The 11,964-nt window shown below is 63.6% G+C and carries 10 protein-coding genes; 9 read left to right on the forward strand and 1 reads right to left on the reverse strand.

Annotation, left to right across the window (positions count from 1 at the left end; translation table 11 throughout):
• Nucleotides 1-37 precede the first annotated feature (37 nt).
• A complete protein-coding gene (locus IB266_RS12925) occupies nucleotides 38-502 on the reverse strand; it encodes a type VI secretion protein (RefSeq protein ID WP_192261432.1) in 465 nt (154 codons plus the stop codon).
• A gap of 224 nt (nucleotides 503-726) precedes the next feature.
• On the opposite strand from IB266_RS12925, the gene tssB reads away from it, so the two are divergent.
• The 9 genes from tssB (at nucleotide 727) to tssI (ending at nucleotide 11,956) form a co-directional block, all read left to right on the forward strand.
• Nucleotides 727-1,287, forward strand: coding sequence for a type VI secretion system contractile sheath small subunit (gene tssB, locus IB266_RS12930; protein ID WP_192261433.1), 561 nt, complete (start codon nucleotides 727-729; stop codon nucleotides 1,285-1,287).
• Between the two features lie 30 nt (nucleotides 1,288-1,317).
• Nucleotides 1,318-2,799: a type VI secretion system contractile sheath large subunit gene (tssC, locus tag IB266_RS12935; RefSeq protein ID WP_060741946.1), complete on the forward strand. Its 1,482-nt coding sequence runs from the start codon at nucleotides 1,318-1,320 to the stop codon at nucleotides 2,797-2,799.
• 223 nt (nucleotides 2,800-3,022) lie between these two features.
• Complete coding sequence (locus IB266_RS12940) at nucleotides 3,023-3,520, forward strand: Hcp family type VI secretion system effector (RefSeq protein ID WP_046063980.1); 498 nt, start codon at nucleotides 3,023-3,025, stop codon at nucleotides 3,518-3,520.
• Between the two features lie 13 nt (nucleotides 3,521-3,533).
• Entirely contained in the window at nucleotides 3,534-3,977 is a 444-nt protein-coding gene (gene tssE / locus IB266_RS12945; protein WP_092165319.1) for a type VI secretion system baseplate subunit TssE, read from the forward strand.
• Nucleotides 3,961-5,751: a type VI secretion system baseplate subunit TssF gene (gene tssF / locus IB266_RS12950; protein ID WP_192261434.1), complete on the forward strand. Its 1,791-nt coding sequence runs from the start codon at nucleotides 3,961-3,963 to the stop codon at nucleotides 5,749-5,751. Before tssE ends, tssF begins: the two co-directional genes overlap by 17 nt.
• A complete protein-coding gene (gene tssG, locus IB266_RS12955) occupies nucleotides 5,715-6,740 on the forward strand; it encodes a type VI secretion system baseplate subunit TssG (RefSeq protein WP_192261435.1) in 1,026 nt (341 codons plus the stop codon). Before tssF ends, tssG begins: the two co-directional genes overlap by 37 nt.
• 1 nt (nucleotide 6,741) lies before the next feature.
• Complete coding sequence (gene tssH, locus IB266_RS12960; protein ID WP_192261436.1) at nucleotides 6,742-9,285, forward strand: type VI secretion system ATPase TssH; 2,544 nt, start codon at nucleotides 6,742-6,744, stop codon at nucleotides 9,283-9,285.
• A 74-nt stretch (nucleotides 9,286-9,359) separates the two neighbouring features.
• On the forward strand, nucleotides 9,360-9,911 hold the full coding sequence (locus IB266_RS12965) for a hypothetical protein (protein ID WP_225613510.1): 552 nt from the start codon (nucleotides 9,360-9,362) through the stop codon (nucleotides 9,909-9,911).
• A gap of 35 nt (nucleotides 9,912-9,946) precedes the next feature.
• The gene (tssI, locus tag IB266_RS12970; protein WP_192261437.1) at nucleotides 9,947-11,956 is read left to right on the forward strand and encodes a type VI secretion system tip protein VgrG; all 2,010 of its coding nucleotides are present in this window, start codon (nucleotides 9,947-9,949) and stop codon (nucleotides 11,954-11,956) included.
• Nucleotides 11,957-11,964 lie beyond the last annotated feature (8 nt).

Consider the following 11,964-nt stretch of genomic DNA (forward strand, 5'->3'; position numbering starts at 1 on the left):
ATCCCAATGTCGCCGCCCATGGCGGCCCGCGGTTTACTCAAGGCTGATGGTCATCACGCTGGCCATCGTTGACGAGGGTCATCTCGCGACTGTCGAACTTCAGCCAGGCCTTGCGCTGATCGTCCAGCCGAAGCCGGTGGGCTCCGGGAGTGTTATAGCTGGCGAAGACCAAAAGTCCAGCGGCGCGCCGGCCCTCCAATGGGAAGGGTTGGCGGTCGATGAATTGCCCCGGGACCAGCTCCAGCCCCCATACCGACATGAGTTGACGATAGTCGCGCTGGAACTGTTCGCGCTCGGCGAACCATTGGCTGGCGGTGATGCCCGACAGCTGCTTGAGCAGGTCCGGGTCGTTCACCGCGATGAAATCCACCGCGATCGGCGTGTCGTCATTGGCCCGGGGCGCGACGTCCAGGGTCAGGCTGTCCAGGTCGACACTGGGTGCAAAGAACGAGCAACCGGTGAGTGCCAGGCTCAAAAAAAATCCATAAAAAAACCCACGCAAAATGAATCTTCCTTTTCTCAGCGGTCAAAAATTGTTTTTGCTTGCTTTTTTATAGACCTGTTCTAGCGTCTTGGGTAGTTCGACCCACGCGGTTGAATGGACCAGGTTCGTCAAGGGAATGACAGGTTTTCTGCCGCCCATTTGCAACCTGCGGATCAGCAAGGGAATGCGATGAGCGGGACTCCCGATGCATTGCTCCCACACATGCATCGGAGTCGGCCGCCATGGCAGAAAGTACCCAGCACAAGCTCGACAGAGTCCGTCCTCCCCGCGTCCAGATCACCTATGACGTGGAAATCGGCAACGCCATCGAGAAAAAAGAATTGCCACTGGTGGTCGGCATTCTGGCCGACCTCTCGGGCAAGCCGTTGGACCCGCTGCCCAAGCTCAATGAGCGGCGCTTCACGGAAATCGACCGGGACAATTTCAACGAGGTGCTCGCCTCCATCTCCCCCCGTGCCACGCTGCAGGTGAACAACACCCTCAGCGGCGACGACAGCAAGCTCAACATCGAACTCAACTTCCGGCACATCGACGACTTCGACCCGGTCAAGGTCGTGGAGCAGGTCACGCCGTTGCGTCGGTTGTTCGAGGCGCGCCAACGCCTGCGGGATCTGTTGACCAAGCTCGACGGCAACGATGACCTGGACAAATTGCTGCGTGACGTGATCGCCAACACCGAGGGCCTGCAGGAGATCAAGTCGGCCAGGCCCCAGGACGCGACGCAGGAGCTGCCGAGCGTCGCCGCCAACGATGACCCTGCCCCGGCCGAACCACAGGCCTGATCGCGCGCATCATTCAAGGGAGATAACGCCATGCCTGCTTCATCCAGCGCTCAAACCAGCGAGAGCACGACCCAGACCCTGTCCCTGCTGGACAAGATCATCGCCGAAGGCCGCATGGCCCACGACGACAGCCAGCAAGACTACGCCCGCGACATGCTGGCCGAATTCGCCACCCAGGTCCTCGACGAAGGCATGGCCATCGACAAGGACACAGTGGCGATGATCAACGACCGCATCAGCCAGATCGACGAGTTGATCAGCGCCCAGCTCAACGAAGTGCTGCACCACCCCGACCTGCAGAAACTCGAAGCCTCCTGGCGCGGCCTGCACTTGCTGGTGCAAAACACCGAAACCAGCACCCGGCTGAAATTGCGCCTGCTCAACGTCACTCAGAAAGAACTGCAGAACGACCTGGAAAAAGCCGTCGAATTCGACCAGAGCGCGCTGTTCAAGAAAATCTACGAGGAAGAATACGGGACCTTTGGCGGGCATCCGTTCAGCCTGCTGGTGGGTGACTACACCTTTGGCCGGCATCCCCAGGACATCGGCCTGCTGGAAAAACTCTCGAACGTCGCCGCCGCCGCGCACGCCCCGTTCATTGCCGCCGCCAGCCCGCGGTTGTTCGACATGACCAGCTTCACCGAACTGGCGATCCCCCGGGACCTGTCGAAGATTTTCGAGAGCCAGGAACTGATCAAATGGCGCGCCTTCCGGGAAAGCGAAGACTCGCGCTACGTGTCCCTGGTGTTGCCGCACTTCCTGCTGCGCCTGCCCTACGGCCCGGACACGCTGCCGGTGGAAGGCATCAACTACGTCGAAGACGTCAATGGCACCGACCACAGCAAGTACCTGTGGGGCAATGCCGCCTGGACGCTGGCGCAACGCATCACCGAAGCCTTCGCCAAATATGGCTGGTGCGCGGCGATTCGCGGGGCCGAAGGCGGTGGCGCGGTCGAAGGCCTGCCGGCCCATACCTTCCGCACCAGCTCCGGGGACCTGTCGCTCAAATGCCCGACCGAAGTGGCAATCACCGACCGCCGTGAAAAAGAACTCAACGACCTGGGCTTCATCTCCCTGTGCCACAAGAAAAACAGCGACGTGGCAGTGTTCTTCGGCGGACAGACCACCAACAAGGCCAAGGTCTACAACACCAACGAGGCCAATGCCAACGCGCGGATCTCGGCGATGTTGCCGTATGTACTCGCGGCTTCGCGTTTTGCCCATTACCTGAAGGTGATCATGCGCGACAAGGTCGGCAGTTTCATGACCCGCGACAACGTGCAGACCTACCTCAACAACTGGATTGCCGACTACGTGCTGATCAATGACAACGCGCCACAAGAGATCAAGGCGCAGTACCCATTGCGCGAAGCCCGGGTGGATGTGACGGAGGTGGCCGGCAAGCCCGGCGCCTACAAGGCCACGGTGTTCCTGCGACCGCACTTCCAACTGGAGGAGTTGACCGCGTCGATCCGCCTGGTGGCGACCCTGCCGCCGCCGGTAGCTGCCTGACCGCTATGTGGCTATGTGGCTATGTGGCTATGTGGCTATGTGGCTATGTGGCTATGTGGCTATGTGGCGAGGGAGCTTGCTCCCGCTGGGGCGCGAAGCGGCCCTGTTTTTTAGGACTGCTGCGCAGCCCAGCGGGAGCAAGCTCCCTCGCCACAGGTTCAGCGTTCGTCTTTAACGGATCGATATCGGGTAACACCCCACTCGACTTCAGGAGTTCCACACAATGGATGCAATCATTCTCGACCTCGGCGGCGACATCAAGGGCGACAGCCTGCTGGAGGGGTTCACGGACAAGATCGAGGTCATGTCCTACAGCCATAACGTGGCAATGCAGGTCACCAACGACGTCAGCAACTCGGAGCGCACCTCCGGCCGGCCCCACATCGGCGAATTCACCCTGACCAAGTTCGTCGACAGCTCCACCCCCACCCTCAATGAGTATTGCTGCGCCGGCAAGCCAATCCCGCAAGCGGTCATCACCATCGGCCGCAACGCCGCCGAGGGCAGCGGCAAACTCATGCCCTTCATCATCTACACCCTGACCAACGTCGTGCTATCCAACGTCAGTGTCAGTGGCGGCACCGGCGGCAAACCGGTGGAAACCCTGTCGCTGAACTTCACCAAGATCAAATGGGAGCTCACCGCACAGAAAGACGACGGTACCAAGGAAGGCACGGCGGGCACGACCTGGGACCTGGCCGCCAACAAAATGACCAAGTAAGGCAGCCGCGCCCATGGCTGGCTTCGGGCTGCGCCCACCCCTGTTCGAACGCCTGGCCAGCCCGGCGGACGACACCGGGCGGGCGTTCGACCGACAGGCGTTGCAAGACTCGGTGCATGCCGAACTGTCGCGCCTGTTCAATACCCGACGCGGTCCACGGGCGCTGACCGAACCCCCGAGCATCCTCGACTACGGCATCGCCGACTGGACCGCGCTGCAACAGCAGCGCAGCGATGACCGGCGCCAACTGACCCGGGAAATCCGCCAGGCCATCACCCACTTCGAACCTCGCCTGCGTCTGGGCGAGGTCCAGGTCTGCCCAGTGCCGGGCCATCCGCAACAACTGTGCATACGGCTGTCGGGCGAGCTGCGCGGCGACCTGCATGCATGGCCCGTGGCCTTTGTCATCGAGCCCGCCGGCGACGGCCTGGAGGTACGCCATGAGCGACTCGATTGACCCGCAACTGCTGGACTATTACCAACGGGAGCTGACCTGGTTGCGTCACGCCGGGAGCCTGTTCGCCGAGCGTTATCCCAAGGTCGCCCGGCGCCTGGAGCTGTCCCCCGGCGAATGCCCCGACCCCCACGTCGAGCGCCTGCTGGAAGGGTTCGCGCTGCTGGCCGCGCGCTTGCAACGGCGGCTGGACGACGACTACGCCGAATTCAGCGATGCCCTGCTCGAACAACTTTACCCGTTGGCCATGCGGCCCTTGCCATCGTGCGCCATCGTGCAGTTCGAGCCCGACCCGAGCAAAGGCAACTTGAACGAGGGCTACCCGCTGCCCCGCGACACACCGCTGTTCGTCACCACCGACACAGGCCAGAGCATTCATTTTCGCACCACGGCCGCCGTGCATCTGTGGCCAGTCCACGTCAGCGAAGCGTTGCTGTTGGGCAGCGATGAAGCCCAGGCGCTGACCGGGGTGGTCCAGGCCCGCTCGGCCTTGCGCCTGGAATTGCGATGCCTGGGGGAAAGCCAGTGGTCAACGCTGGGGATCGACTCGCTGCGGGTGCACCTGGCGGCGTCACCGATGATCAACGCCGGGCTGTACGATTTGCTGGGTGCTCACGCCATCAAGGTCCTGGCCGGCGCGCCGGGCAGCGTGCCCGAGCCGTTGGCCGGCTTGCCGCAGATCGTCGGTTTCGCCAGCGACCAGGTCTTGTTGCCGGACGAGGACGGCGTGCACCCTGGCATGCGCCTGCTGGCCGAGTACTTTGCCTTCCCGGATAAATTCGGTTTCTTCGACCTGCCCCTGGCCGGCGCCACTAGCGACAGCCAGGCCTTGTACCTGTACATCGTGTTCGACCGGGCGCCCAGCAGTCGCCTGCCGCTCCAGGCCAGCGACATCGCCCTCGGTTGCACGCCGGTGATCAACCTGTTCCCCCGCACGTCCGAGCCGCTGCGCCCGGATGGCACCCGCAGCGAGTACCGATTGGTGGCCGACAGTCATCGGGAAAACAGCGTCGAGATCCACAGCATCCGGGGCATGCGCGCCATCTCCGGACAGGGCGTGCGCAAAGTGCCGGCCTACTACGGCAGCCAGCATGGCAGCGACCAAACCTGCTATTGGCATGCGCGCCGGGTCAGCGGCATGAGCCCGAACCGGCTGGGCACCGACTTGATGATCAGCCTGGTGGACACCCGGTTCGACCCGCTGGCCGACACCCGCGACTACAGCCTCACCGCCGAACTGCTGTGCACCAATCGCCACCTGGCCCAGAGCCTGCCGGCCGGTACGCCGCTGGGTTTCGAGCGCCCGGGACCGGTGGCCTGGGCGCGCCTGCGCAACCCACCCAGCCCGCAAAGCCTGCCGCGCCTGGACGGTGAATCGCGCTGGCGGCTGGTGTCGCAATTGACCCTCAACCATCTCTCACTGGTCGAAGGCCCCCAGGCATTGGACGCACTGCGTGAGATTCTCGAATTGCACAACCTGCGGGACGAGGCCAGCGCCCACCGTCAGATCGAAGGGGTCGCCGGACTGGGCTGCGAGCGCGTCATCGCCCATGTCGGCGAAGACGCCTGGCGCGGCTGGCGCAACGGCCTGGAGGTGCGCCTGCACCTGGATCCGCAACACTTTGTCGGCAGCAGCGCCGTGCTCTTCTCCGGCGTGCTGGCGCAGTTCTTTTCCCTTTACGCCACCGCCAACCGCTTCGTACGCACGGTGCTGGTCCAGTCCGACAAGGAGGTGAAGACATGGCAACCCCAAGCCGGCAAACCCCTGGTGCTCTGAACCTGAGCGAGCGACTGCGACGCGATCCGCAACGCTTCGAATGGCTCCAGGCGCTGTTATTACTCGAACGCGAACACCCCCAGGCCGAGCCCCTGGGCAGCGGCACCGCGCCGCACGCCGAAGCCTTGCGCCTGCGCGGGCCCTTGACGCCGCTGTTCGCCGCCAGTGAAGTCGAGAGCCTGGACCACGAACCCGGCTTGCCGCCCACCTTGACCACACCGATCTTCGGCCTCGGAGGCCCGGACGGCCCGCTGCCCTACGCCTACCAGGAATGGCTGCAACAGCGAGCGCGGGCGAAGGATCACGCCCCGGCGGAATTCCTCGACCTGTTCCAGCATCGCCTGCTCAGCCTGCTTTACAAGGTGATGCGCAAACATCGCATCGCCCTCGGTTTCACCGCCCCAGGCGCGTCCGCCGTACACGCACAGCTGCGAGCGCTGACCGGCCTGCTGCCCAAGGCCTTGCAAGAGCGCCAGGCCGCCCCCGACTCGGCGGTCCTGGCCTGCACCGCGCTGTACGCCGATGGCCGGCGCTCCCTGGACGGGTTCGCGGCGATTGTTCGCGAGCAGTTCGGCTTGCCCGTGGAACTGAGTGCCTACGAAGGCGGCTGGCGTGAAATCCCGCCGGCCAGTCGCAGCCGCCTGCAACCGGGCGGGCGCAACCTGCGCCTGGGCCGCAGCGCGGTGGCCGGCACCCGGGTCTGGGACGAACATGCCGGCGTGCGCCTGACCCTCGGCCCGCTGAGCACGGCCCAGGCCAGCGGATTGCTGCCCACCGGCGAAACCCATCCGCTGCTCGCCAGCCTTTACGCCCTGTATTTCGGCCCCGACCTGGACTGCACCCTGGTGCTGCTGGTCCGCGGTGCAGGCCCGCTGCAACTGGGTCGCCAGGCAGCGCCACGGCTGAACTGGAACGCTGGCCTGCAACGCCAGCCGAGCCTGGCCGTGCAACGGATCGAAACCCGCCTTCGCCAGCCGGAGATTGCCTGAAATGGAACTGGCCAGCCTGATCGGACGCCTCAACCCGGACAACCGCCGCGCCCTGGAACGGGCCGCGCAACGCTGCATGCAGCGCAGCCACCACTACGTGGAAATCGAACACCTGCTGTTGGAGTTGCTCGATATCGAGGGCGGTGACTTCGCCTGCCTGCTCCCGCGTTTCGGCCTGGAACGTGACGCGGTGGCCGCGGAAACCAACAAGGCCCTGGACCTGTTCAAATCCGGCAGCACCCGCACCCCCGCCCTGTCGGCGCACACCATCGGCCTGTTGGAAGACGCCGTGGTCCAGGCCAGTGTGCTGGGCCTGGACAGCATCCGCTCCGGGCTGTTGCTGCTGGCACTGCTGGATCGTGATGAGCGCCGCAGCCTGCTGCTCAACAGCGCCTCGTCGTTGCTGCGCATTCCCCGCGACGCCCTGCGCGCCCAGCTATTGGAATGGACCGAAAGCTCCCGTGAGCATGTCGCTGGCGTGCGCCCGGCCAAGCCCGGCGAGGCGCCACAGAAACAGGACCCGGTGCTGGACCAGTACACCCAGGACCTGACCGCCGACGCCCGGAACGGTCGCATCGACCCCATCGTCGGCCGCGACGGCGAAATCCGTCAATGCATCGACATCCTGCTCAGGCGCCGGCAGAACAACCCGATCCTGGTGGGCGCGCCGGGTGTCGGCAAGACCGCCGTGGTGGAGGGCCTGGCCCTGCGGATCGCCGCCGGGGATGTGCCGCCATCGCTGCAGGAAGTCACCCTGCGCGTCCTCGACCTGGGCCTGTTACAGGCCGGCGCCGGGGTCAAGGGCGAATTCGAACAACGCCTCAAGGGCGTGATCGACGCGGTACGCAGCGCCGAAAAACCGATCATCCTGTTCATTGACGAAGCCCACACGCTGATCGGCGCCGGCGGTGCGGAGGGCGGCAGCGATGCGGCCAATCTGCTCAAACCGGCCCTGGCCCGGGGCGAACTGCGCACCCTGGCCGCCACCACCTGGCTGGAATACAAAAAATACTTCGAGAAAGACCCGGCCCTGGCCCGCCGCTTCCAATTGGTGCAGGTCGAAGAACCGGACGAACTCACCGCCGTGGAAATGCTCCGCGGCGTGGCGAGCAAACTGGAACAGCACCACGGCGTGCAAGTGTTGGACGCCGCCATCCACGAGGCGGTGAAACTGTCCCACCGCTACATCTCCGGGCGGCAGTTGCCGGACAAAGCCATCAGCGTGCTCGACACCGCCTGTGCCCGGGTCGCCCTCGGCCAACACGACGTGCCGCCGCCACTGGAAAGCCTGCGCCACCGGCAGAACAGCCTCAAGGATGAAGTCGAACGCCTGCGCCGCGAACAGGCCACTGGCCTGGATCACCGCGAGCGCATCACCCTGCTAGAGGGCGAATCGACCAGCAATGTGCAGGCCATCCGCGAGCTGGAAACCCGCTGGGGCGAAGAGCGCGAAGCCGTACGCGAACTGCTCGACACCCGGCGCGAACTGCTGGCCCTGAGCGAACGGGCCGACAGTGAAAAAGCCGACACCGAGGTCGATAACCGCATCGACCACCTGGCCGCCGAACTGCTGCGCCTGGAAGCCGGCCTCGATGCCATTCGCCAGGACGATCCGCTGGTGCCCGAACAGGTGGACAGCAAGACCGTCGCCGCCGTGATCGCCGGCTGGACCGGCATCCCGGTGGGCAAGATGCTCGCCGACGAAGCCCATGCCGTGCGCACCCTCGGCCAGCGCATGGGCCAGCGGGTCATGGGCCAGGGCACGGCGTTGAACACCATCGCCCAACGCCTGCAAGCCTACCGCGCCGGCCTCACCGACCCACAGAAACCGGTCGGCGTGTTCCTGCTGGTGGGCCCCACCGGCGTGGGCAAGACCGAAACCGCCTACGCCTTGGCCGATGCCTTGTACGGCGGCGAACGCAACCTGATCAGCATCAACCTCTCGGAGTACCAGGAAGCCCACACCGTCAGCCAACTCAAAGGCGCCCCGCCCGGCTACGTCGGCTACGGCAGCGGCGGCGTGCTCACCGAAGCGGTGCGGCGCAAACCCTATTCCGTGGTGTTGCTGGATGAAATCGAAAAGGCCCACCCGGACGTGCTCGAAGCCTTCTACAACGTCTTCGACAAAGGCCTGATGGAAGACGGCACCGGCCTGGTGGTGGACTTCAAGAACACCGTGATGCTCGCCACCAGCAACGTCGGCGCCGAACTGCTGCTGGACACACCCTCCGCGCAATTGGGCACTGATGCCTTCAACGAAGCCTTGCATAAAGTCCTGCTACAAGCGTTTCGCCCGGCGTTTCTGGCGCGCATGACGGTGGTGGCGTACCGGCCGCTGGATGAGGCGACACTGGAGGGAATTGTCCTGGCGAAACTGGAGAAACTGCGTGGCCGCTACAAGGCCGCGACCGGTAAGCAATTCGAGTTCGATGCCGGGATCGTCAAAGCCGTGTTGGCCAAGTGCAGCGCGGCGGGTGCGCGGGATGTCGAGAATGTGTTGATGACGCAGGTGACCGGGAAGTTGGCGGAGTGGGTGTTGGAGTAATACTGCTAAACCGGCCGACTTTTACAACAGCTTCTTACTCAGCGGAGACAGGCATCATGACGGAAGGAGACTTTTTGAACGTTGTATTGCAAGCGGCTGGCGTCCATCCGCAAGACTTCTCCGGCACACCCAGCCAGTTCAATAAAAGCTGGACTTCGAACGGCCCGTGGGAAAGCGCCGCCCAAGTTGAGATTTCCTACCACCTCCAACGTGGCTACGGGATCACTGCCAAGGTCAGGGAGATCAGTTACCCCTGGCCTTACAGCGCAGAGAAGGTGGATTTCTATTTCGTTCTTCTGGGAAAGAGTTATGCAGTGGAAATCAAGGTAGAGAGCACAAACGGAGATTTCGGGGGTGCGAACCTTCAGGAATCCATCACCCGGGATGTCAACAAGCTCCACGGGTTCAAGGCTGATAATCGCTGGGTCGTTGTCGTCGCTACAAGCCAGAAAAATCGTGAGTTGCTGGACAAGACATTGAACCGTGGTGATTCATGGGTCTTCGACGCCGAGGGGTCCTTTACCGCTTATCTCTGCAACATAGACACGTACCCTCATGGCCTTCCTTTCAGTCGATCGAACGAATTAAGCGCGCCGTACAATTTCATCACCACTCATTACAGCTGACGCCTGCGTTTTTCTTGAAGTCGTGAGGACTTTCAATGCCCCGCTCCACCGACAGCAACACCACCCTCTCCCTCACCGCCGCCACGCTGTCGGCGCTGTACCCCGACTCGCTGTCCGGCGAAGAACGCCTCAATGCCCTGGGCTCGCACATTCTCAACGGCATCAACGACGGCGCCTCGCTGGACCTCACCACGGCGGTCGCCAGCCACGTGACCACCACGCTGCACAAGGACGCCTTGCTGCGCCCGCTGGATTGGCTGGTCGCCGAAATCCGCCAACTGCCCGCCGACGCCACCGCCGAGCACTATCAACTGGTACTGCGCCCCTGGCTCTGGTGGCTGAGCCTTGCCAGCAACAACCGCGTGTTCCAGAACCTTGCCACCTCGGACATCGTCACCACGATCTTCAAGGCCCACGCGTTTACCGATTTCCAGCTCAAACTCAGCGGCAGTTACACGCCAAGGGAGTACTGCGTCCAGTACGGCGAAACCGATCTGGCCTTCGTTTCCCGACTGCTGGAAGAAGATGGGATCTTCTGGTTCTTCAGCCATGAAGCCGGTAAGCACACCCTGGTGCTGGCCGACAGCAACGACGCCTTCGCACCGATTCCCAACGGGCCGACTGTGAATTATCTCGGGCAGGGAATGGGCGAGCGAGAACTGCACGGTATCCGCTCAGGGCAGGTGTGCCTGCAGGCGGTGGCCGGGGTTTACCAAGCCACCGATTATGAATTCACCACGCCGACCACATCGCTCTTCAGCCAGGCCGAAGCCGTGGCCGGACCCAACTCGATGTACGAACATCCGGGCGGCTACAACGCCAAGGCCCAGGGCGATGCACTGACCAAACAGCGGGTGGACGGCCTGCGCAGCCAGGAGAAATGTTTTGTCGGCGAGAGCGACTGCCGCTGGTTGGTGCCGGGGTATTGGTTCACCCTCGCCGGCCATGAAGACACGACGCTGAATATCGACTGGGTGGTGACCTCGGTCAGCCACGAAGCCAGCCATGAAAGCTACCGCAATCGCTTCGAAGCGATCCCCAAGGCCACCGCTTATCGACCGACCCGCACCACATCAAAACCGCGCATGCACACCCAGACGGCCATGGTGGTGGGCAAGGCCGGCGAAGAGATCTGGACCGACGAGTACGGGCGGATCAAGTTGCAGTTCCCCTGGGACCGTACCGGCAAGAACGACGAGACTTCCTCCTGCTGGGTGCGCGTGGTCCTGCCCTGGAGCGGCAAAGGCTTTGGCATGCAGTTCGTGCCGCGAATCGGCCAGGAAGTCATCGTGACCTTCATCGACGGCGACCCGGATCGTCCCTTGGTCACCGGTTGCGTCTATAACGGCGACAACGCCCTGCCCTACGCGCTGCCGGCGAACCAGACCCAATCCGGAATCAAGACCAACTCGTCCAAGGGCGGCGGCGGATTCAACGAGTTGCGCTTCGAAGACAAGAAGGACGCCGAAGAGGTGTTCCTCCAGGCGCAAAAGGATTTCAACATCAACGTGCTCAACGACACCACCGCCACCGTCGGCCACGACGAAACCCTCACGGTGCAGAACGCCCGCACCCGCACGGTGAAGGAAGGCGACGAGACCGTCACCCTGGAGAAAGGCAAGCGCAGCGTGACCATCCAGACCGGCAGCGACAGCCTCGATGTGAAGGACACCCGCACCGTCACCGTGGGCTCGGACCAGACCCACAGCACCGGCGGTAACTATGAGCACAAGGTCACCGGCAATTACAGCCTGACGGTGGACGGCAACCTGACCATCAAGGTCAGCGGCACCCTGACCCTGCAAAGCGGCGGCAGCTTCGCCATCAAGAGCGGCGCGGACCTGGCGGCCCAGGCCAGCACGTCCATCAGCCAGAAAGCCGGCACGGCCCTGAGCAACCAGGCCGGGACGTCATTGGAAAACAAGGCTGGCACCACCCTGACCAACGACGCCGGCATCAGCCTGGTGAACAAGGCGGCCGCCGAACAAACGGTGGACGGCGGCGGCATGCTGACCATCAAGGGTGGCCTGGTGAAGGTCAACTGACGGGAGCA

Origin of the sequence: Pseudomonas sp. Pdm06 (genome assembly GCF_014851795.1) — a bacterium.
Taxonomy (GTDB): domain Bacteria; phylum Pseudomonadota; class Gammaproteobacteria; order Pseudomonadales; family Pseudomonadaceae; genus Aquipseudomonas; species Aquipseudomonas fluorescens_AA.

Coding starts and splice junctions, on each gene's coding strand:
- IB266_RS12940 (WP_046063980.1), top strand. CDS start 3,023: ATGGATGCAATCATTCTCGACCTCGGCGGCGACATCAAGGGCGACAGC.
- tssE (WP_092165319.1), top strand. CDS start 3,534: ATGGCTGGCTTCGGGCTGCGCCCACCCCTGTTCGAACGCCTGGCCAGC.
- tssB (WP_192261433.1), top strand. CDS start 727: ATGGCAGAAAGTACCCAGCACAAGCTCGACAGAGTCCGTCCTCCCCGC.
- tssI (WP_192261437.1), top strand. CDS start 9,947: ATGCCCCGCTCCACCGACAGCAACACCACCCTCTCCCTCACCGCCGCC.
- tssH (WP_192261436.1), top strand. CDS start 6,742: ATGGAACTGGCCAGCCTGATCGGACGCCTCAACCCGGACAACCGCCGC.
- tssF (WP_192261434.1), top strand. CDS start 3,961: ATGAGCGACTCGATTGACCCGCAACTGCTGGACTATTACCAACGGGAG.
- tssC (WP_060741946.1), top strand. CDS start 1,318: ATGCCTGCTTCATCCAGCGCTCAAACCAGCGAGAGCACGACCCAGACC.
- tssG (WP_192261435.1), top strand. CDS start 5,715: ATGGCAACCCCAAGCCGGCAAACCCCTGGTGCTCTGAACCTGAGCGAG.